The following is a 24,550-nucleotide window of genomic DNA, read 5'->3' as shown; positions in this document are numbered from 1 at the left end:
CCCCCAGTCCCCACTTCAGCGCATAATAACCAAATCTTAAACATTTACTAGGAGGATAATCAATGGTCGAGGATAATGGTTCAATTCGCACTTTATCAGTTGATATTGGTGGTAGTGGTGTCAAAGCAATGGTGTTAGATATCACAGGTAACGCTGTCACAGAGAGGGCGCGGGTTGATACACCCCAACCTGCAACACCAGAAGTAGTCATCAATGCCATCATGGTGTTAGCGGCGGCTCAAGGTGAGTTTCATCGAGTTTCCGTAGGGTTTCCTGGTGTAGTGCGCTCTGGTGTGACGGAAACAGCAGTAAATTTACATTCCGATTGGATTGGGTTTGATTTAGAAACAGCACTATTGCAAAGGTTAAATAAACCTGTACGGGTAATTAACGATGCAGATATGCAAGGGTTTGGGGCAATTAAAGGTAAGGGTGTGGAGTTGGTAATTACTTTAGGTACAGGCTTTGGTTCGGCTTTGTTTGTCGATGGGAAATTAGTCCCGAACATGGAAATGGGACATCATCAGTTTCGCAAGAATGAAACTTACGAGGAACAACTAGGAAGAGCAACCTTAGACAGAATTGGGCAGAAAAAATGGAATCGTCGTTTAGAAAAGGCGATCGCATCTTTGCAGAGGTTGTTTAATTATGATTACCTGTATATTGGCGGCGGTGAAGCCGTCAGAGTAAATTTTCAGTTACCTTTAAATGTGAGACTGATTCCAAATATTACTGGGTTATTAGGTGGTATCGCTTTGTGGCGAGATGAGAGGTAGGGGGGAGGAGGCAGGGGAGCAGGGGGGCAGGGGGGCAGAGGAGCAGAGGAGCAGAGGAGCAGAGGAAGAAAAATCCTGCGCCCAATCCCCAGTCCCCAGTCCCCAATCCCTAACTTGGTTGACGGTTAATATCTTGCAAATCCAGAGCATAATTTAACCGCAAAACATTAACCCCTGGTTCCCCAAAAATCCCTAAAAATCTCCCGTCAGTATATTTATTCATTAGACGTAAGATTTCATCTTCTTTGACATCACGGGCGCGAGCTACTCGCTCTACTTGTTGTTGCGCTGCTTTCACGGAAATATGAGGATCTAAACCAGAGCCAGAAGTATAAATTAAATCTGCTAAAGGTTGAATATTTTCTTCTTGCAGTTTATTTGCTTGTTCAATGATGCGGTTGATAAGTTCTGGATTACTAGGAGCAAGATTGCTAGCACCAGAGATACCAGTTGGTTTGGCTTTTCTACCTTGAGAATATCTCACAGCACTAGGACGACTATGAAAATACTTTTCGGAAATGAATACCTGTCCAATTAAAGCTGAACCAATTGGTTGAGCATCTATGTTTTGCATGATGCTACCATCAGCTTGAAATGGGAATAAACCTTGACCAATAACTAAAACAGCAAGAGGATAAATGATTGCTGTCACTAACCACAGTAACAGGGTAATGCGAATAGCTCTGGTGATTTCTCTAATAAAAGACATATATAATTTTCCAGTTAATCTCAGAAATATAGGTGACAGGTTACAGGTGATAGGTGACAGGTGATAGGTGACAGGTTACAGGTGATAGGTGACAGGTGATAGGTGACAGGTTACAGGTGAGAGCGAATAGGGAAAGAGACTATTTTTTGTATTTTTGGTGAATGACTAATGATGCTCGGACTAAAGCCATCAATTTCTGTTTTCATACCTTCTGACTAAATAACCGCTCAAACCAGTAAAATTTTCCTATTGCCTATTGCCCATTCCCTATTTACGCCAATCCCACGGCAGTAATCAACATATCAATCAATTTAATGGCGATAAATGGTGCTATCACTCCGCCTAAACCATAAATTAAAATATTGCGTTGTAATAACTGATTAGCTGTTAGGGGTCGAAATTTTACGCCTTTCAAAGCTAAGGGAATTAATGCGGGAATAATTAAGGCATTGTAAATCAAAGCTGATAACACAGCTGAATTAGTGCTGGTCAAATTCATAATATTGAGACTTTGCAGATTGGCAGCCGCAAAAATGACTGGGATAATCGCAAAATATTTAGCAATATCGTTAGCAATAGAAAAGGTTGTTAATGCCCCACGGGTAATTAGCAGTTGTTTACCAATACTGATAATATCAATCAATTTTGTGGGATCTGAGTCCAAATCAACCATGTTGGCAGCTTCTTTGGCGGCTTGCGTACCTGTATTCATGGCTAAACCCACATTGGCTTGCGCTAGGGCTGGGGCATCGTTAGTACCATCACCAGTCATGGCTACAAGTTTACCTTGGGCTTGTTCCCGTTGAATGACGGTGATTTTATCTTCTGGTGTAGCTTCGGCGATAAATTCATCAACGCCAGCTTCTTGAGCAATGACGGCTGCGGTAATACGGTTATCGCCTGTGAGCATGATAGTACGTACTCCCATGCGGCGCAATTGGTCAAAGCGATCGCGGATACCGGGTTTGACGATATCTTTCAGATAAATCACTCCATAGATTTCGTTATCTAAGCACACCGCTAAAGGTGTCCCCCCCTGTTGAGAAACTTGTTCATAGGCAGTATCTAATTCTGGGGGACTTTGGCCATTACGTGAACGGACAAATCCTTTAATCGCACCTACTGCTCCTTTCCGGGCTTCTCTTCCCCCTGGTAAATTAGTTCCACTCATGCGGGTTTTGGCGGAAAATTCCACGCCTTGGGCTTGGTTGAAGTCAAAATCAAACCTTGCACCCAACTTTTCTGCTAGACGGACAATTGATTTACCTTCTGGTGTGTCATCAAATACACTCGCCACCCAAGCTACACTAGCAACTTCTGCCATTGAGTGGCCATTGATAGGGATAAATTCTTCTGCCAAGCGATTACCTAAAGTAATTGTGCCTGTTTTATCCAGAACTAAGGTGTTAACATCACCGCAAGCCTCTACAGCTCGTCCCGAAGTAGCGATGACGTTAAATTGGGCGACTCTATCCATGCCAGCAATGCCAATGGCACTGAGTAACCCGGCGATGGTGGTGGGGATCAAAGCTACAAGGAGGGCGATTAAAATCGGAATGCTGACGGGAGTTTGGGCATGGTAGGCAAAGGCAGGTAAGGTAGCCACCACAAATAAAAACACCAAGCTTAAAACTATTAATAAGACGCTTAGAGCAATTTCGTTGGGGGTTTTGCTGCGTTCTGCTCCTTCTACTAGGGCAATCATCCTATCAATAAAGCCTTTGCCGGGGTCGGCTGTCACCCGTACAATCAATTCATCGGAGAGAATACGTGTACCACCAGTGACGGAACTGGCAATATCTGAGCCTGATTCTTTTAAAACTGGTGCTGATTCCCCAGTGATGGCGGATTCATCCACGGAAGCCACACCCATAATTACCTCCCCATCGGCGGGAATGACATCACCAGCCACTATATAAATAGTGTCCCCTTGTCTGAGGCTAGTAGAAGGAACCTCAGTAATTGAGCCATCAGGCGAGAGTTTTTTGGCGAGCGTTTCTGATTTAGTTGAGCGTAAAGCATCGGCTTGGGCTTTACCTCGTCCTTCGGCTACGGCTTCCGCAAAGTTAGCAAACCAAACTGTAAAGAACAAAGTCCCCGTCAAAATACCGTTGAAAAGTTGGGGATTTTGTTGTTGTGTGGGGCCGAACAGATTGGGATTGATGGTAAGTGCTAAGGTGACGAGAGTCCCTAACCATACCAAAAACATTACCGGGTTTTGGATGGCAGATTTGGGATTAAGTTTGAGAAAAGCATCCCAAATTGCTCTGAGATAGAGTTTCCTAGTATTGATTTTGGCTTTTTTGCTGACTCGACGGCGATCGCCTGCACGAGAACGGGATGTTTTGACTTTAAAGGTAGGTGCCACTGTCTTTATTGAATATTATGTAATGTTGGGTAGATAGGAAATTAGAGGGAGGTGAGAAGTAATATCAGGAATCTCTACCTTGTCTACCTTGTCTCATCCATCTTCTAACTGCCTCCTATTTTCAAACCTTCAGCAATCGGCCCTAATGCCAAGACTGGGAAGAAAGTCAACACACCCAAAATCAGCACGATGCCAGCTGTGACAGTGGTAAATATTAGCGAATCTGTTTTGAGGGTGCCAGAGGTTTGGGGTACTGTTTGTTTACGAGACATACTATCAGCTAACAGGAGGATAGCAACCATCGGAATATAACGCCCTGCCAAAATGCTAAAACTGGCGCTTAAATTCCACCACAGGCTATCATCTGCCAGCCCCTCTAAACCAGAACCATTATTGGCACTAGCTGAGGCATACTCATAAACAACTTGGGAAATCCCATGAAAGCCAGTATTAGTAATCCCGGAAAGAGAAAACGGATAAGCTAGGGCAATGGCACTAGGAATTAAGACTAATACGGGATGAATAATTAAGACAACGCTAGCGAGGATGATTTCGCGCTTTTCGATTTTACGTCCAAAAAATTCTGGTGTGCGTCCCACCATCAATCCTGTTAAGAAAACGGTGATAATTAGATAAACAAATAGATAAGCTGTGCCTGTGCCTTGTCCACCCCAGATAATTTGCAGAAATAAATTAAATAAAGTCGAAAATAGTCCTGGGGGCATTAAAGAATCGTGCATTCCATTAACTGCACCGCACATGGTAGCAGTTGTCATTACTGCCCATAGTGCCGTCTCTGCCCAACCAAATCGGACTTCTTTCCCTTCCAAGTTGGGCTGTTCTAAGCCTAGAGCGTTAAAAACGAGGGGATTACCTTCTAACTCTCCACCCGCAGCTACCCACACTAGCAAAACAAACACCACAAACACCATCCAAAACATCAGCCAAGCTTGTTTCATATTGTTCGCAAACACACCATAGGTGTAAATCATGGCGGCGGGAATCGCAATCATGGCGATGAGTTCGATGAAGTTAGTAGCACCATTAGGATTTTCCAAGGGATGGGCAGAATTAGTAGCAAAGAAGCCACCGCCGTTGTCACCCAACATTTTGATCATCTCAAAGGAAGCAACTGGCCCTCTGGCGATGTATTGAGTTCCTCCCTCTAGGGTGGTGACATCTAAAGGTGGTTTGATTGTTTGCGGTACACCGAGAAAAACTAAAGCGATCGCACCAACAACCGAAATGGGTAATAATATCCTAGTAATAGCACGGATAAAATCAATGTAAAAGTTACCTAGCTTTTTGCCTGTTAATCCCCGAATAAAAGCAATACCCACCGCTATCCCAGTAGCAGCCGAGGTAAACATTAAAAATCCTAAAGCCGCAACTTGGGAAAAGTAACTGAGGGTTGTCTCAGGAATGTAGTGTTGCTGGTCAGTATTAGTAACAAATGAAATAACCGTGTGTAGAATAGTATCCCATCTAGGCGCACCAAAGCCATTGGGATTCCAGGGTAATAATTTTTGAAAATATAACAGTGAATACACGAGAATCCCCATGCACAGGTTAGTGTATAGTATTGCTCGTATATACTGCCAACCAGTCATCTCATCTTTAGGGCGAATCCCAGCTAGTACGTAGAAGCTACGTTCTATAGGATTCATGAAACGATCTAATAGTGTCCTTTCTCCTAAGAACACACGCGCTATATATCTGCCCAGTACGGGTGTGATTAATATCACAATACATAGCGTTAAGGCAATTTGTAATAAACCTTGTCCCATTGATTTCGCGCTCAACTTTCAGCCAATACTGTTCAGCTAATGCTTAGAGATAAAAAATAACCTACTTATCTAGAGGAGTGTGAGCAATTTGGCAATATTTCACACCACCCAATTCATTTAGCTATGGTTACGGTTTTCAGTCTTGATAATTTTCTAACTAATCTTTAAAGTTTCCATCAAGAGTCATTAAATTTTAAGACTGGGGATTGGGGATTGGGGACTGGGGACTGGGGATTGGGGATTGGGGACTGGGAATAATAACTCTCCTCTGCTCCTCTGCTCCTCTGCCCCTCTGCCCCTCTGCTCCCCTGCCTCCCCTGCCCCCTCATCTCCCTACACCCCTACATAATATTTATTGGGTCTACATCTATCGTCAAGCTAACGGTATCACAACAGAGCGATCGCACTTGTTCCCAATCGGGTAATTCGGGTAAGGTGTCGGGATCAAATTTCAGCAATATCTGCCAACGATAACGGTTTGATACTCGCATCACACTAGCTGGTGCGGGGCCTAATATCTCAAATCCTTCCTTAGCACTTAAATATGTAGCAATAATTTGGGCTGTATTTTGTACTTGGATGAGATCAAGACTACTCAACCGTAATAAGATTAACCTGCCGTAAGGGGGATAATTCAAATCTTGCCGTTGAGCTAATTCCGCTTGCACAAAAGAGTGATAATCGTGATGTCTCACCGCTTCAATCACGGGATGTTCGGGGGTGTAAGTTTGCATAATCACTCTACCGGGATCATCACCTCTGCCAGCCCTCCCCGCTACTTGGGTGAGGGTTTGAAATGCCCGTTCGCTGGAACGAAAATCAGATAAATGCAGCAAGCCATCAGCTGCCACAACTCCCACCAGTGTTACTTGGGGTAAATCTAATCCTTTGGTAAGCATTTGTGTTCCTACTAATAAATTTGCCTCCCCGTTAGCAAACTTAGTCAGTAGGGTACGATGTGCGCCTTTGTTGCGAGTGGTATCACTATCAAAGCGGATGTAAGTTAAATCAGGGAACTGTCGGCTTAATTCCTGGGCGACTCGTTGAGTACCGCTACCAAAGAATTTGAGGTAAGGGGACATACATTCGGGGCAGTTTTGGGGATGCGATCGCACATAATTACAGTAATGACAACGCAACAATTGCGGCGCACCTGATTCTGTTTGGTGATAAGCCAAGGACACATCACAGTGGGGACATTCCAATACGTAACCACAGCTGCGGCAAGAAACAAAAGTGCTGTGTCCCCGACGATGGATAAATAAAATTCCCTGTTGTTTTCTCTGTTGCAGTTGTTCTAAAGCTTGTTGAAGTGATCTACTAAATATAGAACGATTGCCATCCTGTAACTCTTGCCGCATATCCACCACTTCTACAGGTGGTAAAGGGCGGGAATTGATGCGTTGAGGGAGGGAGAGGTAGTGATTGGGGACTGGGGATTGGGGACTGGGGATTGGGGACTGGGAAAATATCGTCTCCCTCATCTCCCCCATCTCCCCCATCTCCCCCATCTCCCCTATCTCCCCCATCTCCCCCATCTCCCTCATCCCCACATTCACCCAACTTTCCAAGGAAGGTGTCGCTGAACCCAACACTAAGGGACAGTTTTCTAATTCTGCCCGCCACTGGGCAACGGTGCGGGCGTGGTAGGTGGGAATGGGTGAGTCTTGTTTAAAGCTAGAGTCGTGTTCTTCGTCGAGGATGATTAAACCAAGGTGGGGTAAAGGGGCGAAAATGGCGCTGCGGGTGCCGATGACTATTTGGGGTTCGCCTGTCAGCATCTGTCGCCAAGTGTCGTAACGTTCCCCTTCAGAGAGGGCGCTGTGATAAACGCTGATTTTACTACCGAAGCGGGCGCGAAAACGATCAGTTAGTTGGGGTGTGAGTCCAATTTCTGGAACTAAAACTAGGGCTGATTTTCCTTTTGCGAGTAGTGGAGCGATCGCTTGCAAATATACTTCTGTTTTTCCAGAACCTGTGATCCCATGCAACAATACTTGATTAAATCCCTCTAGCTGTTGCATAGTTGCTAAAGCATTGGCTTGGTCTGGATTTAATGATTTTGGTTTGTCTGCATCTAATGCTTGCCCTGATTCTGTGCGTAAGATTTCTCTTTCTTCAATGGCAATATAACCCTTGTTTACCATCGCCTTGAGGGTAGAGGAACTGGTATTAGTAATTTGCAATAATTCACTTTGCCACAACTCACCGCCTCGTCTTCGCAATACTTCTAAAATTTCTCTTTGGCGAGTGGTTAAATCTCGGTCAATTGTGTCAATTAATATGACTGCTTTTTGTCTTTTGGGTCGAGTTGTTCGCGGCGGTTCTAAATAACTTTCTACTAAGCCAATTCGCAATAATTCCCGCACGCCTCGATAGGCAGATTTGACTTTTTGTTGTAAATAAGCGAAACTATAATCCCCTGCTGGTTGGGTTTGTAAAAGTTGGAGGATTTGCTGTGCTGTGGGACTTAAAAAAGTAGTGGTAGTTAATAGTTGAGTCTGAGGTATTTGGTCTTTTTCTTTAGTGATTAACCGGACACGACGTTGCGATCGCCCTAACAATCCTGGCGGTAATGCTACGCGAATTACCTGCATTAAAGGTGTATAATAATAGGATGCTACTCTATTTAACAATTCCCAATAAGCACTGGCGAAAAAACCGGAACTCACAACATCTTCTACTGTCCGGATTTTTTCTGGTGCTAAATCTATATTCGGTTCTGTCAATAATCGAATGGCGATCGCTCCCAACTGTTGAGCGCCAAACGGTACACTTAATATATCCCCAGGTTGAATTTCTAACTGCTCTGGCAATCGATAGGTAAACAATCCGGAATTTCCTGGACAATCCACCAACACCTCAACGTAGCGATTCACATTTCTGACTGTTCGGTAAAATTCTCTAGTCTCATTAACCACTAAATTTTGTGAATTTACTTCATTAATATACATAGTCTCTGAATTTTAAAGTTAAATATTCTTACTCACCTAATTGGAGGTGCAAAATTTACTTAATGTCCTCAACTATAAAATTTCCTTCTCCAGAGGTAAATTGTAATTCCCAATACTTTTATCACTCATAATACTTGATAAGTTTCCTCTTATGTAATCAACCCGACAAATTGATGCTACCCTTACGTGCAATAAATATTTGCAGCCCCCAATTAAAAACCGAATGTCAGAATCTGAAATAAATCTATAGTTTGCTTCCCTCAGATACAAACTCTACTCTCTAGTCCCTCCCCTCACCGGAGCATCTTACCAAGCCAGTGTATCTTCGTTCAGCAGTGCCAACACACAGAAGACAGTAGAAGAAATACGGCAATAATAGTCTGTAGATAATGAGACGAATGAGGCTGTTAATTATACGAAACCCAGATAAATTATGACTGATAATCATTGAGTTCTCAATTTTTATAATCAAGCCATCTCACTACCTATTTATGAAATAGTTTGTCCATCTACTAAATAGGGAATAGCCTTTTTCCGTCTATTGATAGATATTCAACCCTTTGTATCTATGAGATGCTTTTATACAAACATTTTTTTAGAAATGTAAATTGCCCAATTATTACCATTAATAAATTTTATAAGCAACTAATAACACCAGACCAAAAAATATTATGATTGCTGTTATGAAGATCCACCAATAAAATGAAAAAATTTATAAAAGTATATAATTATTAAAAATCAAGGGAGATTTAACTGTATTTTTTGTAATTGTTGCGTTGGATCATAGTTTAGGGAGTTTGACAGATTCGGAGTTTAATAAAACAATAAAGAATATATCTGTGGGCAACTGGGAAAATAAAATTTAGGTGCAAAAACCAATCTTGTTTAGAAGTTTAAGTTACCAGCCGCCAAGAACTAATCACGAAAAAATAATTTGAACTTCTATAAAATACTTCACACATACCTGTATTCTGCAATTCAACAGGTGCATTATTGCTTAAGTAAACTGCCAATTCTCAGTAGTAAATAGCTGTCATTAAATTATGTACCAAACAAAGCAACCCCTCAAGGAAACTATGAATATTGCTGAATTGGGAACGATGGAAATAATCGAGACTCATGTTGAAAGTGAAGACGAAACTTTTGAAAGTCTGGAAATAATCATAGAAGAAGAAGCCCCAATACCAGATAATCTAGAATCAGACGAACGGGATGGGGACGCGATGGCAGCTGCTAGACCATCTGGTTATAATAAGACTGAGCATGATGATGCTGTCGGTGCCTTTTTTAAAGAAATGGCACGCTATCCGTTACTCAAACCAGATGAAGAGGTAGAGTTAGCCAAACGAGTCAGATTTTTAGAAGACGTAAAAGATTTACAAGAAGCTTTGGAATTGGAATTAGGACAGCAACCTACCAAAGCCCAGATAGCAGATAAATTTGAAATAACAGAAAAACAATTAGAAAATCGCTTATATCAAGGTCGAGTTGCCAAGCGGAAAATGATTCGCTCGAACCTGAGATTAGTAGTATCCATTGCCAAGCGATATCTGAATCGGGGAGTTCCTTTCCTAGATTTAATTCAAGAAGGTGCAATGGGTTTAAATCGTGCCACCGAAAAATTTGACCCCGATAAAGGATATAAATTTTCTACTTACGCCTACTGGTGGATTAGACAAGCGATAACCAGAGCGATCGCTAATGATGCCAGAACCATTCGCCTACCTATACATATCGTAGAAAAACTTAACAAACTTAAAAAAGCTCAAAGAGAACTCAAACAGAAATTCAGCCGTAACCCCTCCGAAGCAGAAATAGCAGAGTTTTTGGAAATGAGCGTCCAACAACTACGCCAACTGCAACAACTCAGAAGACAAGCCCTTTCCCTCAACCACCGTGTCGGGAAAGAAGAAGACACAGAACTGATGGATTTGTTGGAAGACGAAGACAACCTCTCTCCTGAAGCCAAAATGAACGAAAACATGATGCGCCAGGAGATTTGGGAAGTCTTAGGTGATGTCCTCACACCACGAGAAAAAGATGTCATCTCTCTCCGCTACGGTTTAACCACCAGTGAACCCTGCACATTAGAAGAAGTAGGGAATATGTTCAATCTCTCCCGTGAGAGAGTCAGGCAAATCCAAAGTAAAGCCATGCGAAAACTACGCCGTCCTCACATAGCCAAGCGCCTCAAAGGGTGGTTGATTTAAAGTAGCAGGTAGGTTAAGCAAGGGAGCAGGGGGGCAGAGGAGAAAAACTAATAACTTTGCCTATTGCCTATTGCCTATTGCCTACTAACTATGGACTAATGACTATGGACTCTTGACCATAGACTCATGACTGTGCGTAATGATTTAACCGTGCGTTTTGCTGAACCTGCCGATAGCACAACGCTTTTTGACTTAATTAAGCAACTGGCAGAGTACGAAAAACTATCTCATGCTGTAACTGGGGATGCTTTAGCACTTCAGGAGCATTTATTTGGCTCTCCAAGATACATAGAGGCAATATTGGCAGAATATGCAGGCAAAGCTGTAGGTTTTGCCTTGTTTTTTCATAATTACTCAACCTTTCTCACCAAACCAGGTATTTATCTCGAAGACTTGTTTGTTTTACCAGAATATCGGCGACAAGGGATTGGCAAAGCACTCCTCTCGAAAGTCGCTAAAATTGCCGTCGCTAGAGGGTGCGGCAGGTTAGAGTGGAGTGTTCTTGATTGGAATGAGTCAGCCCAAGCATTTTATCGCAGCATGGGAGCGTCAATTTTAGACGACTGGCGAATTTGTCGTGTTACCGGAGAGTCAATTATCCAGTTAGCAGCTAAAGAATCTTAAAGTTTGACAGCTTGTCATTTGACGCATTCCATTGCTCAACTGAAAATTATTGAGGAAGATATCTGGCTGAATGAGCCTTTTTTGCAGAGAGAACACAAAATGAAGAAACTTTTTTCACTACTACTGTTGGGCATAACAATCTTCACCTTTGCCTTCAGTAATCCCGCTTTGGCTGCTGACAGCGCCAGTGGAGCCAAAGTATTTAGTGCTAATTGTGCTGCTTGTCATGCAGGCGGTAAGAATTTGGTACAAGCCAATAAAACCCTGAAGAAAGATGCCTTAGAACAGTTTGGTATGTACTCAGCAGACGCGATTATTGCCCAAGTAACAAACGGTAAAAATGCCATGCCTGCCTTCAAAGGTCGTTTAACATCTGACCAAATTGAAGATGTAGCTGCTTACGTCCTGGAACAAGCAGATAAAGGTTGGTAGTAGCCAAACAGTTAAATTTAACTGACTAAAATAGTGGGTATTAACCCGCTATTTTTGTATTTAAAATACTTTATATAAATGCTTATTCTTAAGACAAAACTCAAGAAATTATAGCTAAAATTATTTAGTCAATATATAGGAATCCGATTTGATTACTGTATTCTTTACGGGAGGCATATCCAAATTATCTGCATAAGTAGGCAATGGGGAATAGGTAATAGGCAATAGATAAGAACTGAATAAGAATTCTAATTAAAATTGCTTAATTAACAAAATAATCAGACATAAATTAGAAGTTTGTGTCTGATTATTTTGTGTTTTACACTTGATTCACTAGATAATATTTGTCAATATCATAATTAAGTTAGATTTAGACAAAATATTTAACCTGATTTGCATCAAGTCTTATATTGTTGACACGATGATTCTTTTGATTCAATTATTTATGCACGCTATCTAGACTCAATAAAATCTAACTAATTTCGCTGTCAAACATCATTTATTTATCAAAAACAAGGAGTAATTTGGATGGCTAACATTAAAATTGATGAACTACATCTGACAGGTTATGATTTCTTTCAAGATTCTGAAAGTTTTCTCAATGAAATGACTCATCAGACAATAGAAATGATTGCAGGTGCTTATAGTGGGTATAGTGGTTTTTTTGGGTTTGGTTCTTACAATTCCTATTCCACAGGCTCGTCTAATTCTTTCTCTGGCTCCTATTCAGGAGGTTATGGCTACGGCTATGGTTACGGACATAGGTCTTACCATTAATTTTTAGCAGATGTGTTTATATTTTTGACACTCCCCAGCCTAAAGGCGTGGGGATTCTACATTCACAGACTCGCCGTTAGACGACAGGCCGCAGCCAATAGCCCAAGAGGGCAAATCTCCTGTAGCGTAAGTTCCGGTATGCCCTACCGTACTGAGTCCTCGTCTCAAAATGTTGATTGCTGCGTTGATGTCTCTGTCTTCCACATATCCGCAATGTGGACAAACATGAGTCCTTGTAGACAGAGATTTTTGCACTTTCTCACCACAGTTAGAACAATTTTGGCTTGTATTATGGGGAGGAACAGCAACTGTTACTTTCCCATATTTCTGACCAAAATATTCTAACCACTCTCGGAAAGTTGACCAACCAGCATCAGAGATTGATTTTGCCAGTTGCGGGTTACGTACCAACCCTTTCACATTCAAGTCTAGCCTTCGGCAACGGCTTCGCCGAACATAGGCTACCAAATCATTAGATTGGATGACGGAGTATGCTAATCTCTTGCAATACTCTTTTCGTTGCCTACTTACTCTTAAATGCTTACGGGCATATCTATTTCTAGCTTTGTGGTAATTGTTGGATTGCCTTGCGTGAGCTTTCTTCTTTTCTTGGCTGAACTTTTTAGACTTTTTGCGATTTGCACGGTTTAACTGTTTTTCTGATTTGCGGTAGAACTGGGGGGATGGTTCTACATTGCCTTTATTGTCAGCAATGAAATACTTCAATCCCAAGTCAATACCCACTAATTGATGTGAGGGTTGAGTTTCTATCCTTGCATCAGCGTCAATCGCAAATTGGGCATAGTACCCATCAGCACGACGTACCAAACGGACACGCTTAATTTGCTTGATGTCGTAGTAATTTAGGTCGTAAGTCCCCTTTAATTTCAGAGTTCCAATCCCTTTCTTGTCTGAGAAAGTTATCGACTTACGATTAAGAGTTAGCTTCCATCCCGTTGATTTGTATTCAACTGAACGGCAGTTTTTTTTAAATTTAGGAAACCCCTTTTTACCTTTGACTTTTTTCTTGCAGTTGTCGTAAAACCGAGCTATCGCACTCCAACAACGTTCCGCCGCCGATTGTCTAGCCATTGAGTTGAGTTCGTCAGCAAAAGGAAATTCCGCAGCTAATACAGCACAATATTTATTCAATGCGTACTTATCTACCTTTGAATCCTTATTATCCATCCAATAGCGCAAGCACTTATTTTGAATGAATTGGCTGGTACGAATTGCTTCATCTATTGCCTGATATTGCTTTTCTTTACCCTTAACCTTAAACTCGTAAACAATCATGGCTTTCTCCTGGCAAAGAAGCTCCGCGTAGATTGCTTTGCTACCCAAAGCTAGCGCGAACGACAAAGTGGTACGACCAATTAACCACATTCTTATGCTACCACAAAAGGATAAAGCCGTCGTAGAACGACGGGGTTTTCAACCCAAATTTTCGATAATCGGAAGAGTATTTTTAAAGACTTTTCCGAGTTTTTTTAGATATAGCTGTAGACAAGGCGATTAGGACATGACTAAAAGCTCAAACTCATTCATGGCATGGATTTTACTATTGCCTATTGCCTTCTGCTATATTTGATTTTTGAATATATTAGGACTTATGTAACTGGCCATTCGTAGGGTGCATCAGATTTGAGTTTTTCGTGATTCTCAACAGATTTTTGGCATCTCTCGCACCCTACAAGATAGGTTGAGTGTGACACCTACGTAAGTCCTGTATATGAGAGCTAGAATTGAAAACCAAGTATTGTTAATACATCGGGAAGATTTGCCAGAGTTTAAGAAGGGCGGTTCTGTAGTTAGGAATTCTTACTTCTGGGCGCTGCGTTCTATTGCCGGCCAAGCTTCGCGTTATCGTGATTGGGAATATGAACGAGAGGTTTGGTTAGCACTAGCGCGGATGCTGTTATCTTTTGCAGAATCTGGATATTTGGGTTATCGAGAAACCATATTGGAATTTCCCCTATCGCAAGGAGAAATTCCTGATTTGTTACGGGACGTTTCAACCTGGGAATGAGTGGGAAGTCAGGATGTTATTTGCTTTTAAAGCCTCCACGATGGATGGCACGACTGGAGAACCCTGCCGATAAAATACAGCAGGTTGTCCCAATGGAGCAGGTACTATTTGCTGTATACCTGTTGTCAAACTGCCATAAATCTGACCACTCCACAAATGAACCCACTCGCCAGCCGGAAAATACACGTTGACGCTATTTTTACCTGGCTTCAGCACTGGTGCAACTAATAACTCACTACCCAGGAGAAACTGATCTTCGAGTTTGTAAACATTGGGATCATCAGGATAATGTAGAATCAGGTGTCTAACAATGGGGTATCCTTTCTCGGTTGCTTCTGTGATCAACTGCTGGCGATATGTACCCAAAGCTGCATAGACTTTCGCCCAATAACTAAAAGTTTCTAGAGTATCTTTATCCGTATAAAATTGCACATTTGCATCCGGCTGATTGCCTTCGTGGGTGCGGAAGATGGGTGTGAAAGCATTCATTTCCATCCAGCGATAGAGTAGTTCCCGCGATCGCCTAAATCCTACACCCAAAGCTTCTAAAATCGGGTTAGCAATACTTGTATACCCACCAATATCACTGTGATTGATACTAAACCCAGAAAAGCCACCACTGATCAAACCTTTCAAAGCACTTGATATACCATCATTCTCACCCCAAGTAGTATTCTGATCACCTAACCACATAGCCGTGCTGTACGCTGGAGTTTGCAAAAACCCGGCACGATTGAAAAACCAAGCATCCCCTGCTTTACCCGCTTCCTGAATCGCTTCCTGGTTGACTTTGACCCAATCTACGGGGTATTGGTTGTGATAAATAAATCCAGAATTGGTAGCATAGACTCCATCAAAGGGTGCAGCTTCAGCAAAGTCAGCCATCCAGAATTTCGCACCTTGACCTAGCACTTCGTCCTTGAGGACACCTTTAAACCAATGTTGGGCATCTGGGTTAGATAAATCCAGCAAAGCCGCAGAAAAATCAGTGCTTTCGATGTGGTAAGGTTTAGTTTCTTGATTTTCCACTAAAAAGCCTTTTTGCATGGCTTCTTGATAGAGATTACGCCTGCCTGGGTTTGACTGGCTCGGCAGATCCACCAGAAACGGATTAACATATACCCCAACCGCAATTCCTGCTGCTGCAAAGTCAGAGACTAACTGCTGCCAACCTGGGTAGGTACTTTCATCAAGTTGCCAATTCCACCACAACTGTTTCCCAGCTATGGTACGGCGCTGACCGACCCAATCCTGAAGCCAAAACCCCGCAATCGGTGTATCAAAGTCGCGTAATTGTGACCATACTCGCCGGACTAACTCCGTCCCACCTTGCATCCCAACAATCGCCCCACGATGTAGCCAATCGGGAAGCGGTGGCATTCGTCCCACATAATCAGTATAAAGTTCAATAATATCTAGAGGTGTCTCACCGCAAAGGATGCGCCCCTGCATACAACTCGATGCCACTCGTATTGTTGCCGTTTGGGAATCGCGCAAGTTGAAAACTGAGAGTTCGGTGTTGGTGAGAAATATTGAGCGTCCCTTGTTAGTTACAAAGTAGGGGGTAGGGGCATAACTAGAAAATCTATGGCCAGCTACACCTAGAATTTTCAGGGTTTTCGGGCCGCGATCGCCTCTGCCAATTCCCCCCTCCTCACAGATAATCGGCACCCAATAACCTTTGCAGTCAATGTGAGAAAATTGTTCTCCAAAACCATAAAAATGCTCATCTGGAGATGTGACAAATTGCAACTGTGTCTCATTCACATTCCCATCCACAATTTGCAGGCGAAAATCAAGGGCTTTTGCCCCCACAGGTTGCAATGTCAAGAAATATTCAGGCTCAACACTAGCAGAGGTACGACCTTGGAGACGACCATAAATTACCAGCGTATCGCCGTCTTGTTTAATCCCATCCACAATTTGATTAGGAAAATCAGCATTTTTGTGTTCGTCAATTTCTATCGAACCTCGTTCCTCAATAATCTTGAGACTAATATCACCGCCACTGACAAAACTATAACCAGGCGATGACTGCCATAATATCTTTGCTAAATTACTTTGATGGGTAATTTGTAAATAAGGACTATTTGTATCGCTACCTTGCCAAGCGATCGTAAATTCTCCCAATTGAAAACTTTGACTCGGTACAGAAGTGGAAAGATGACCAATTGAAATCAAACGCCAACGGCTGAGTTGTTTGAGTGGTTCTGTTAAGAATCGCAACAGCCGCTTCACCACCCAACCACTACAAGCAACAGTGTACTCAGGGTACTTAATTGGATACGAAGATTGCCAAGTAGCTTTCATCACTTTTACCAATTAAAACTAGATTTTAATATAACCAACTGAATATCACTAAACTCTGTATATAATTTGATACCAATTGACAAGAGGTAGGGTATTGGCATTCGGGATGAGGGTAACATTCTCCCCCATCTCCCTCATCTCCCCTAATTCCTCACTCTGCTCCCAAAACTCCATCATGAAAATCAAGCGTCGCCAATTTCTGAAAACTTGTGGTCTAGCAACCTTAGCTACTCAAATTCCCCTACTCACAGCTCAAGGTCAACTATCTCCTAACACAGTAATTAAACCCCCACGTTTACAAGTGGGCGATACAGTGGGACTAATTGCCCCAGCCGGTCTTTTCGAGCTTAAGTATATTGAAGTAGTACAGCAGTATCTGACAAAATTAGGGTTAAAAACTAAGTTAGGAAAGCATATCTTAGACCGCTATGGCTATTTAGCAGGTAAAGACGCTGACCGCGCCCGCGATGTCAATGATATGTTTGCTGATGAGTCAGTCAAAGCAATTTTAGCTATACGTGGCGGTTGGGGCTGTAATCGGATTTTGCCCTTGCTTAACTACCCTCTGATGCGCTCCCATGCAAAAATTTTGATGGGATACAGCGATATCACATCTTTATTGTTAGCAATTAATGCCCGCAGTCGGATTATGACTTTTCACGGGCCAGTTGCTACCTCTACCTGGACTCCCTTTATGTTGAATTACCTCCAGCGCATCCTATTTAATGGCGAAGCGGTAACACTGCAAAATACCAATTCTCCCGAAGGGCAAGTACAAACCATAGCACCAGGAACAGCTAAAGGTAAATTGCTGGGAGGTAACTTATCAGTGTTATCTGCAATGGTAGGTTCACCATACTTACCTTCTTGGTATCAAAGCATCTTGTTTGTGGAAGACACCAACGAAGATATTTACCGAGTAGACCGAATGTTAACGCAGTTAAAAAACGCTGGGATACTTAATCAAATTTCTGGGTTTATTTTTGGGCAATGTAGCAATTGTAGTCAGGGTGACGAACCATCACTAACGTTAATGCAGGTATTACAAGACCATATCCTACCTTTAAAAATTCCCGCTTGGTACGGAGCGATGATAGGTCATATTCAAGATAAATTTATTTTGCCCATTGGTATGCCTGTGGAAGTCGATGCCACTGTGGGGACAATAAAGTTATTAGAGGCGGCTGTGTCCTGAATTATCCAGTGTTAAGCCTAGGGAGAGAACAAGGGATAGGGAACAGGGAATAAGGGACTTCCAACTAAAAAAATCTACAATCGCTTTGGTGAGCAGGGGAGGCTGGGGGAGCAGAGAGAAGTCCGAGCGGAGGAAGCCTCCGCTCGGAACTTCGGAGGAAGCAGGGGAGGAAAAATCCAATGATCATATTTGCTCTGACTCATTGAATAATTTATTTTCTGTAAGTCCCTAAAGAACCGAGAACAAGGGATATGAAGTTTACTGAATTTTGTCAGAAATCAAATAAAAGTCCTCTAGGAATCTCGGCATCTTAACCCAGAAAAAAAGCCAAAACAACTTTTTTATACTGAATTTGTCAAATTAGAATAAGCATTATTTGCAATTTTAGATATTACGGTTAGTATAGTTTAGACCCTAGGGAATTACTTAAGACAATATTTTTTGTCCAAATATATTTGCTGTTATGAGGAAACACTAGCAATCATCAGTTAGTCTGTTTCTCAGCAGCATTTCAGGATTGTTATTAAGTTCTATGAATACCGAAGAGCGCACTTTAAATTTCCCAAAGCAGTTACTGTGTTGCAGCATCAAAGGAGAGAAACCAAATCTTCATAGTGCTATCAATTTATTCATTGGCTTGTGTGCTTCTTTACCAGTTACTTTGGCATTACCTGTAGAAGCTTTGCAAGTACAGGTGACTCCAGCTAAACCTCGGTTGGGAGATACATTATCTGTATTAATCAATCTAGATAATTCAGGCAATGGAGTTACACCAGAGGTGTCTGTGGGGAATAAAAACTACCCAGCATACCAAATTTTACCCAACCAATACCGGGTGCTTATACCTACAACTCCCCTAGAAAAGCCTGGTAATAGAATACTAAAAGTTTCTGGTGATGGTCAGGTAAGGAACTTGGCTGTAGCAGTCAGTAATCGTAAGTTTCCTGTACAACGGATCACTTTACCACCAGGAAAAGCTGGCAGTAGAGCTACTCAATATGAACTCAATCGAGTAGCAGAGTTTAAAGCCTTACAAACCCCGCAAAAATATTGGAATGGCAAATTTCTTAGACCCAATAAAGGGCGAATCAGCACTATTTATGGTGTTCGTCGCTACTATAATGGTAAATTTGCCAATGATTACTACCATCGTGGGCTGGACTACGCTGGTGCAGCTGGTTCCCCTGTGGTTGCCCCAGCCGCAGGCAAAGTTGCTTTAGTAGGTACAGTATCACAAGGATTTCGGGTACATGGCAACACAGTTGGCATTGATCATGGTCAAGGTGTAATCAGTGTTTTTCTGCACCTGAGTCGGATTAATGTCAAAGAAGGTGATTTTGTGAAAGCTGGGCAATTAATCGGTACAGTAGGTTCAACAGGTGCTTCTACAGGTCCCCATTTGCACTGGGGTTTGTATGTAAATGGTCAATCTATTGATCCCACACCTTGGAAAACGCAGAAATTTGAATAGTAGAGGCTTAATTATCGCCTCGTCCGTTATTTTTTGCTGTTTTTTGTCGATAATATAAGCACAATAAATTTGTTCGGTACCGTCCTTACCTTGCTTGGGTAGCTTAAATTAACATGAGCGTTATGAGTATTGAAAAAATTGTAGAACAAGCTCTCCAGGATGGTTATCTCACACCAGCAATGGAAGCAGAAGTTGGACGCATTTGTGATAACGCCTCGGAACTCTCCATCGAAGAGTATATGGCGTTGGATAAATTGATGGGAGCATTATTAACTGGTGAGGTAGTGGCGGTACCTCGCAAACAATTCATTAACGTCATGGAAGAATTAGTGTTGACTGAAGCGATCGCCCGCGTTGCTGAAATTGAAGCCACCAGTGAAAGTTCCATAGATGTAGGTGATATAGCTGCCTATGCCCTCAACCGTCTCCCACCCCTATACGCCACCACAGAAGAAGGTGCCAACTACCAGCGTCAACGTGCCAAAGCGGAACTGCAAGAATTAATCTCTCAGCAAGTTCATGAAGCCATTAACCGTAACCTTGTTCAACCTAACGATAATCGCACACCAGTTATAGGTAAAACTACTGGTAATGAGGTATTACGCCAAGTTAGTAGCTTGCTGCAAGTCTATGCACCTAGCTATGAGCAAAAATCTTCATAGGCAATAGGCAATAGGCAATAGGCAATAGAGACGCGTAGATGTAAAGTATCATCGCGTCTGTTTTGTTTATAGGGATTTGTCTGTTCCCTTTTATGGCAATCGCCATATAGATTAGGACATCAACCAATCATAAAACCATTACACTAAAAGGCTTTCAAGTCTGTCACCTGTCCCCTGTCACCTGTCACCTGTCCCCTGTCCCCTGCTATAACCTAAACTCTTGATTATTATTCACGCACGACTACCGTTGTACCTAAACCTACCTGATCGTAGAGTAAGCGCACATCAGAGTTACGCATTCTCAGACAGCCGTGAGAAATGGCAGTTCCTAACAGGTGGATATCTGGTGTGCCGTGAAAACCAATTTCATTACGTCCATCTGACCAAAAACCGATCCATCTTTCTCCTAAAGGACTATCCACACCGGCGGGAAAAACTTTGCCTGTGATGGGGTGTTGCCAAATCGGATCATGCTGCATATCTTTGACTTGGAAAGTTCCTGTAGGTGTTTCCCAACCCTGCTTACCTACAGCAATTGGGTAACTAGCTATAACTAAATCTCCAGCATAAACGTAAGTGCGGCGATCGCTTAAATCTACCACTACTTGTCTATCTGTATTTTCTGCTGCATTAGAAGATTGTTGTTGGGGGAAAATCTTAGCCAGGATTGATTGGGGCCGAGCAGCAGAATTGGAATTTGGTTTTGGTTCTGACGTTACTAAATCTGATTTTTTAGGTATGTTAGTTGCTAAAGCTACATTTTCGCTAACAGTATCCGAATTATTATGAGACTGGAGAGACGAAGACTGTGGCTGGGAAGCCCTTTGAGTGTTTTCCTCTGGAGGTGTAGATGCGCCAAATGCAGTTTCTCCTAACCCTCCTGTGTAAACACCCCCAGGAAGACTAGCTGTGGTGGAGGCTAGTTTTTTAAACTGCCCGTGCGTTGTAGTAATGCGCCAATGGACAGCTAGCGATAAGATGGCTGTGCCAAAGCAGATAAACATTACATTACGCGCTACAGATTCATTTCTTACCATTGCCATCGCTTCTTGTTTATCCCTGACATACTCAGCTAATTAATTGAACGAACTAATGATTTAATTATCAAGAATTTATCAATTCTTATCTGTTTCCTCATATATATGCTCATACCCTTGGGCAAACTAAGGCTATAAGGGCATTCCAGCTAAAAAATTTCTGGATTAACCCCGTGTTTATCCAGAGTTCCCAAGATAAACTTTTGAACTTCAAATTTATCAGTGGAACTCCCGTAGTGCAACAGTAAATTTTTAATGGTGTGGGTGGGAGAAAGACGATGTTTGAAAAACTATTGCTAGCAGTCACGATTACATTTGCCCTCAATTTCTTTTTTCGAGTTCGTGTCCCTCATCAAGCCAATTCTGGTGCTAGTTATCAACTATACACAGAACCATCTGCCACAATTTTAGTCAAAAGAACAACAAAATAAAGTCTTTGGTGTTAAGTCCTGATACTTCAGTCATTTTTAGAAAAATCAGCTACCACTAAGTAAGAGTTTATCCTGAGAGGCAAAACTATAGATTTACAATAGTAAAATTGCCTCTATAACTCTTATTTAATATTAAAAATAAATGCTCATCAACTAAGTTTCTGTCTGCCAGATGACTGAGTTTTGGATTTACTTATTAAGTTATCAAGTAACTCAGGGAACGTAAGAAATATCTGAAATAAACATCTAAAAAATATCTATTGTAAAAAATATTTAACTTCATTTGAGTCTAGCCTCATCAAAATCTTACTTTTGGTAGTAGTGTAGGTAAAGCATTATGTTTTTAGGTAATCAAGATTACTGGCAAAGTTAAGAGTGTCAGATAAAATTTACCAATTTTCTTACAAAAATTAGAATTATTCTAACTCCACTGCTAAACTGTAACCTGAAGAAATTTTGAGCAGCTATCATTCTGATACATACAATACACCATTTGTCAAGCTTAGATAGTCAGATGCCATGATCTGCACACAGTGTTTGTAACACTGCTGTAGCCTAACAGGTAATCAACAATCGTCCACAAAAGTTACTAGGCAATTACTCATTAGTAAAAGAGACATTTTGCATCCACAAAAATGCACCCAAACTTATATAACTCAGTGTTCCAGTCTCAAATCCGTCACTTATTCTGGAACAACTTGTCAATTAACGGGTCTAATAGATAGGGATGATTTACAGCCAGTACGATCTATGAGTCAATCGATTACTGTATCCTGGTCAACGGTTGATGCGAGGTATTCAGAAGCATCGGTGCAAGTTGACAAACTCTCTAACCACGATTTAATTTTGCGTTGTCAAATGGGACTGCGCCCGGATCGTGCTGCGTTTGCAGAACTTTTGCGCCGCTATCAAACCCAAGTTGATAGGGTTTTGTATCACCTAGCTCCAGATTGGCCTGACAGAGCTGACTTGGCTCAAGAAGTTTGGATTCGAGTGTATCGGAATATTAACCGATTACAAGAACCATCTAAATTTCGGGGCTGGTTAAGCCGCATTGCGACTAACTTGTTTTACGATGAGTTGCGTAAGCGCAAGCGAGTTGTTAGCCCTTTGTCACTGGATGCTCCCCGCTCAGTAGATGATGGTGAAATGGACTGGGAAATTGCTGGAGATACTCCAGGGCCAGAGGAAGAACTGACAACTAGAGAATTTTACGAGCAATTGCGTGAGGCGATCGCGGACTTACCGGAAGTCTTTCGCACTACCATTGTTCTCAGGGAAATCGAAGGCATGGCCTATGAAGAAATTGCCGAAATCACAGGAGTTTCCCTAGGAACGGTGAAATCGAGAATAGCTAGAGCCAGATCGAGATTGCAAAGCCAATTGCAAACCTATCTTGATACCTAATTTACAGTATCTTCACTCTGCCCTATGGCAGAATTTAAGCATTGATTAAGAATTGTGAGGAATGTGGATCGTGCTTCTGCCATCAGGAGAAAAATTTAATTATGCTCTTAGGATTGACCACTCCTTTTACCCGTGGATGAATTGGTAATAATGTTAGTATGACTACTGATTCTCAATTTAATGACCGTTGTCGGTGGCAACTTCCGAGAGATTTACCAAATGAGATGGCAAAGCATACCAACAAAGCAACGGGTGCTATGGATATGGTGAAGCGCGATCGCTTTGAATTATTGAGTGCTTATTTAGATGGTGAGGTGACGGCAGCCGAACGTCAGCAAGTAGAGGAATGGTTAGCCAATGATGCCGGAGTTCAACGTCTGTATGCCAGACTATTAAAGCTCAGGCAAGCTTTCCGGACTATGCCCATACCAGCACCACAACATTCGCCGGAAACTACAGCCCAGAAAGTATTTGACCGTGTTAATCGTCGTTCCCGGCTAACTTGGACTTTTGGTGGTGCGGCGATCGCTGCTTGTGTGATTGGCGCGGTATCTGGCTGGTTACCAGGAAGAGAATCTGGCATACCACAACTAGCACAACAACCACAGATACAACCTGCCCAAACTGCACAAGAACCGACAGTTCCGTCCTCACCTCTAATGGTGGCCATAAATAACCCAGTCATCGAAATACCCAAAGCCGCAGTATCATCTTCAGAACAGCCAGTGAAGATACTACAGCCAGGAGAAATTGACCCAGGTTTTAATTAATTCAAAATTCAAAATAGCCTACGGCTTCTCTACGAGAGGCTAACGCCAACGCGTAGCGTCCCGTAGGGAAGGCTTACGCTTACAAAATTCAAAATTCAAAATGTAATAGAGATTGGGCATTGGCATTGGGGTAAAAATTTCTCCCCCACTCCCTATTCCCTACTCCCTCCCAAACCGCAGCCACTCCACCAACCATCAGGTAGGAAAATTCCTCCTAATTTATGAACCAGTTCTGGGTTCATCAGATAAACCCAAGCCCAATCCAAGGATGATCCCAGCAGATTGTAAATTTCCATATGTTGCCGATTGTAGAGGTTTGCTGACATTGGTCGTGTGGGGTGGTAGTCTTCCAGCTCGTCTAGGACAGCTAAAATTCCAGATGAGGCGAAAGAGAGTAAGTATCCTTGAACAACTTCTTCTCCAATGGTCATAGCTGGATAGCCCATTGGTAAAGCAAACAGTTTACCCAAAGTCATTGCTCTTTGAGCTGCTATTACTTTACCAGCACAATATTTTTGGTAATTAGCTTCGCCTGGTTTGAGTGTGCCGTAAACAAAAACTCGCACTCTGCCAGAAATTTTTGTATTTAATTCAGCCATCC

20 protein-coding genes are annotated in these 24,550 nt (G+C 42.2%); 12 read left to right on the top strand and 8 right to left on the bottom strand.

Annotated features, from left to right (window positions below; translation table 11 throughout):
- The first annotated feature begins 62 nt into the window (after window positions 1-62).
- Complete coding sequence (locus tag NOS7524_RS11820) at window positions 63-776, top strand: ROK family protein (protein WP_015138719.1); 714 nt, start codon at window positions 63-65, stop codon at window positions 774-776.
- Between the two features lie 109 nt (window positions 777-885).
- On the opposite strand, the gene kdpC is transcribed toward NOS7524_RS11820, so the two are convergent.
- The 4 genes from kdpC to priA form a co-directional block, all read right to left on the bottom strand.
- The gene (gene kdpC, locus NOS7524_RS11815; protein WP_015138718.1) at window positions 886-1,485 is read right to left on the bottom strand and encodes a K(+)-transporting ATPase subunit C; all 600 of its coding nucleotides are present in this window, start codon (window positions 1,483-1,485) and stop codon (window positions 886-888) included.
- Window positions 1,486-1,756: 271 nt separating this feature from the next.
- Window positions 1,757-3,862: a potassium-transporting ATPase subunit KdpB gene (gene kdpB, locus NOS7524_RS11810; protein ID WP_041555286.1), complete on the bottom strand. Its 2,106-nt coding sequence runs from the start codon at window positions 3,860-3,862 to the stop codon at window positions 1,757-1,759.
- A 95-nt stretch (window positions 3,863-3,957) separates the two neighbouring features.
- A complete protein-coding gene (kdpA, locus tag NOS7524_RS11805; RefSeq protein ID WP_015138716.1) occupies window positions 3,958-5,640 on the bottom strand; it encodes a potassium-transporting ATPase subunit KdpA in 1,683 nt (560 codons plus the stop codon).
- A 341-nt stretch (window positions 5,641-5,981) separates the two neighbouring features.
- A complete protein-coding gene (gene priA, locus NOS7524_RS11800; RefSeq protein ID WP_015138715.1) occupies window positions 5,982-8,594 on the bottom strand; it encodes a primosomal protein N' in 2,613 nt (870 codons plus the stop codon).
- A 1,043-nt stretch (window positions 8,595-9,637) separates the two neighbouring features.
- Here priA and NOS7524_RS11795 point away from each other — a divergent pair.
- From NOS7524_RS11795 to NOS7524_RS11780, 4 genes are all read left to right on the top strand, one after another.
- Window positions 9,638-10,804: an RpoD/SigA family RNA polymerase sigma factor gene (locus NOS7524_RS11795; protein ID WP_015138714.1), complete on the top strand. Its 1,167-nt coding sequence runs from the start codon at window positions 9,638-9,640 to the stop codon at window positions 10,802-10,804.
- 126 nt (window positions 10,805-10,930) lie between these two features.
- Complete coding sequence (locus tag NOS7524_RS11790) at window positions 10,931-11,428, top strand: GNAT family N-acetyltransferase (RefSeq protein ID WP_015138713.1); 498 nt, start codon at window positions 10,931-10,933, stop codon at window positions 11,426-11,428.
- A 99-nt stretch (window positions 11,429-11,527) separates the two neighbouring features.
- Window positions 11,528-11,860: a cytochrome c6 PetJ gene (gene petJ / locus NOS7524_RS11785; RefSeq protein ID WP_015138712.1), complete on the top strand. Its 333-nt coding sequence runs from the start codon at window positions 11,528-11,530 to the stop codon at window positions 11,858-11,860.
- Window positions 11,861-12,388: 528 nt separating this feature from the next.
- Window positions 12,389-12,637 carry a hypothetical protein gene (locus tag NOS7524_RS11780; protein WP_015138711.1) on the top strand — a complete coding sequence of 83 codons (249 nt, stop codon included), beginning with the start codon at window positions 12,389-12,391 and terminating at the stop codon, window positions 12,635-12,637.
- Between the two features lie 39 nt (window positions 12,638-12,676).
- Here NOS7524_RS11780 and NOS7524_RS11775 read toward each other — a convergent pair whose 3' ends face one another.
- A complete protein-coding gene (locus NOS7524_RS11775; RefSeq protein ID WP_015138710.1) occupies window positions 12,677-13,933 on the bottom strand; it encodes an RNA-guided endonuclease InsQ/TnpB family protein in 1,257 nt (418 codons plus the stop codon).
- Between the two features lie 436 nt (window positions 13,934-14,369).
- On the opposite strand from NOS7524_RS11775, the gene NOS7524_RS11770 reads away from it, so the two are divergent.
- Window positions 14,370-14,666 (top strand): hypothetical protein, encoded by a 297-nt coding sequence (locus NOS7524_RS11770; protein ID WP_015138709.1) that lies wholly within the window; start codon window positions 14,370-14,372, stop codon window positions 14,664-14,666.
- Here NOS7524_RS11770 and NOS7524_RS11765 read toward each other — a convergent pair.
- Window positions 14,652-16,976, bottom strand: coding sequence for an alpha-glucosidase (locus NOS7524_RS11765; RefSeq protein ID WP_015138708.1), 2,325 nt, complete (start codon window positions 16,974-16,976; stop codon window positions 14,652-14,654). The two genes, NOS7524_RS11770 and NOS7524_RS11765, sit on opposite strands and share 15 nt — an antisense overlap.
- Before the next feature lie 175 nt (window positions 16,977-17,151).
- Between NOS7524_RS11765 and NOS7524_RS11760 the strand changes: the two genes are divergently transcribed.
- The 3 genes from NOS7524_RS11760 to NOS7524_RS11750 all read left to right on the top strand — a co-directional run bounded on the left by NOS7524_RS11760 (window position 17,152) and on the right by NOS7524_RS11750 (window position 20,304).
- Window positions 17,152-18,171 (top strand): S66 peptidase family protein, encoded by a 1,020-nt coding sequence (locus NOS7524_RS11760; protein ID WP_015138707.1) that lies wholly within the window; start codon window positions 17,152-17,154, stop codon window positions 18,169-18,171.
- A gap of 532 nt (window positions 18,172-18,703) precedes the next feature.
- Window positions 18,704-19,642: a M23 family metallopeptidase gene (locus NOS7524_RS11755; protein WP_015138706.1), complete on the top strand. Its 939-nt coding sequence runs from the start codon at window positions 18,704-18,706 to the stop codon at window positions 19,640-19,642.
- 122 nt (window positions 19,643-19,764) lie between these two features.
- The gene (locus tag NOS7524_RS11750) at window positions 19,765-20,304 is read left to right on the top strand and encodes a late competence development ComFB family protein (RefSeq protein ID WP_015138705.1); all 540 of its coding nucleotides are present in this window, start codon (window positions 19,765-19,767) and stop codon (window positions 20,302-20,304) included.
- A gap of 227 nt (window positions 20,305-20,531) precedes the next feature.
- Here NOS7524_RS11750 and NOS7524_RS11745 read toward each other — a convergent pair whose 3' ends face one another.
- Window positions 20,532-21,347, bottom strand: a complete 816-nt coding sequence (locus NOS7524_RS11745) for a L,D-transpeptidase (RefSeq protein WP_015138704.1) — start codon at window positions 21,345-21,347, stop codon at window positions 20,532-20,534.
- A gap of 272 nt (window positions 21,348-21,619) precedes the next feature.
- Here NOS7524_RS11745 and NOS7524_RS29970 point away from each other — a divergent pair, with 272 nt between their 5' ends.
- The 3 genes from NOS7524_RS29970 (at window position 21,620) to NOS7524_RS11735 (ending at window position 23,949) form a co-directional block, all read left to right on the top strand.
- Window positions 21,620-21,772, top strand: a complete 153-nt coding sequence (locus NOS7524_RS29970; RefSeq protein ID WP_171815367.1) for a hypothetical protein — start codon at window positions 21,620-21,622, stop codon at window positions 21,770-21,772.
- 750 nt (window positions 21,773-22,522) lie between these two features.
- Entirely contained in the window at window positions 22,523-23,179 is a 657-nt protein-coding gene (locus tag NOS7524_RS11740) for a sigma-70 family RNA polymerase sigma factor (protein ID WP_041555285.1), read from the top strand.
- Window positions 23,180-23,337: 158 nt separating this feature from the next.
- Window positions 23,338-23,949 (top strand): anti-sigma factor family protein, encoded by a 612-nt coding sequence (locus NOS7524_RS11735; RefSeq protein ID WP_015138701.1) that lies wholly within the window; start codon window positions 23,338-23,340, stop codon window positions 23,947-23,949.
- A 152-nt stretch (window positions 23,950-24,101) separates the two neighbouring features.
- Here the strand turns inward: NOS7524_RS11735 and NOS7524_RS11730 are convergent, their stop codons facing one another.
- A complete protein-coding gene (locus NOS7524_RS11730) occupies window positions 24,102-24,548 on the bottom strand; it encodes a gamma-glutamylcyclotransferase family protein (RefSeq protein ID WP_015138700.1) in 447 nt (148 codons plus the stop codon).
- Between the last annotated feature and the right edge of the window lie 2 nt (window positions 24,549-24,550).

The sequence above is a fragment of the Nostoc sp. PCC 7524 genome (assembly GCF_000316645.1).
Classification (GTDB): domain Bacteria; phylum Cyanobacteriota; class Cyanobacteriia; order Cyanobacteriales; family Nostocaceae; genus Trichormus.
Note: the sequence above shows the minus strand (reverse complement) of the source record. Positions and strands in the feature narration are given on the sequence as shown.

Coding starts and splice junctions, on each gene's coding strand:
- NOS7524_RS11790 (WP_015138713.1), top strand. CDS start 10,931: ATGACTGTGCGTAATGATTTAACCGTGCGTTTTGCTGAACCTGCCGAT.
- NOS7524_RS11740 (WP_041555285.1), top strand. CDS start 22,523: ATGAGTCAATCGATTACTGTATCCTGGTCAACGGTTGATGCGAGGTAT.
- NOS7524_RS11730 (WP_015138700.1), bottom strand. CDS start 24,548: ATGGCTGAATTAAATACAAAAATTTCTGGCAGAGTGCGAGTTTTTGTT.
- NOS7524_RS11775 (WP_015138710.1), bottom strand. CDS start 13,933: ATGATTGTTTACGAGTTTAAGGTTAAGGGTAAAGAAAAGCAATATCAG.
- NOS7524_RS11745 (WP_015138704.1), bottom strand. CDS start 21,347: ATGGCAATGGTAAGAAATGAATCTGTAGCGCGTAATGTAATGTTTATC.
- priA (WP_015138715.1), bottom strand. CDS start 8,594: ATGTATATTAATGAAGTAAATTCACAAAATTTAGTGGTTAATGAGACT.
- NOS7524_RS11780 (WP_015138711.1), top strand. CDS start 12,389: ATGGCTAACATTAAAATTGATGAACTACATCTGACAGGTTATGATTTC.
- NOS7524_RS11735 (WP_015138701.1), top strand. CDS start 23,338: ATGACTACTGATTCTCAATTTAATGACCGTTGTCGGTGGCAACTTCCG.
- kdpA (WP_015138716.1), bottom strand. CDS start 5,640: ATGGGACAAGGTTTATTACAAATTGCCTTAACGCTATGTATTGTGATA.
- NOS7524_RS11760 (WP_015138707.1), top strand. CDS start 17,152: ATGAAAATCAAGCGTCGCCAATTTCTGAAAACTTGTGGTCTAGCAACC.
- NOS7524_RS11765 (WP_015138708.1), bottom strand. CDS start 16,976: ATGAAAGCTACTTGGCAATCTTCGTATCCAATTAAGTACCCTGAGTAC.
- NOS7524_RS11750 (WP_015138705.1), top strand. CDS start 19,765: ATGAGTATTGAAAAAATTGTAGAACAAGCTCTCCAGGATGGTTATCTC.
- kdpC (WP_015138718.1), bottom strand. CDS start 1,485: ATGTCTTTTATTAGAGAAATCACCAGAGCTATTCGCATTACCCTGTTA.
- NOS7524_RS11820 (WP_015138719.1), top strand. CDS start 63: ATGGTCGAGGATAATGGTTCAATTCGCACTTTATCAGTTGATATTGGT.
- petJ (WP_015138712.1), top strand. CDS start 11,528: ATGAAGAAACTTTTTTCACTACTACTGTTGGGCATAACAATCTTCACC.
- NOS7524_RS29970 (WP_171815367.1), top strand. CDS start 21,620: ATGTTTGAAAAACTATTGCTAGCAGTCACGATTACATTTGCCCTCAAT.
- NOS7524_RS11795 (WP_015138714.1), top strand. CDS start 9,638: ATGTACCAAACAAAGCAACCCCTCAAGGAAACTATGAATATTGCTGAA.
- NOS7524_RS11755 (WP_015138706.1), top strand. CDS start 18,704: ATGAATACCGAAGAGCGCACTTTAAATTTCCCAAAGCAGTTACTGTGT.
- NOS7524_RS11770 (WP_015138709.1), top strand. CDS start 14,370: ATGAGAGCTAGAATTGAAAACCAAGTATTGTTAATACATCGGGAAGAT.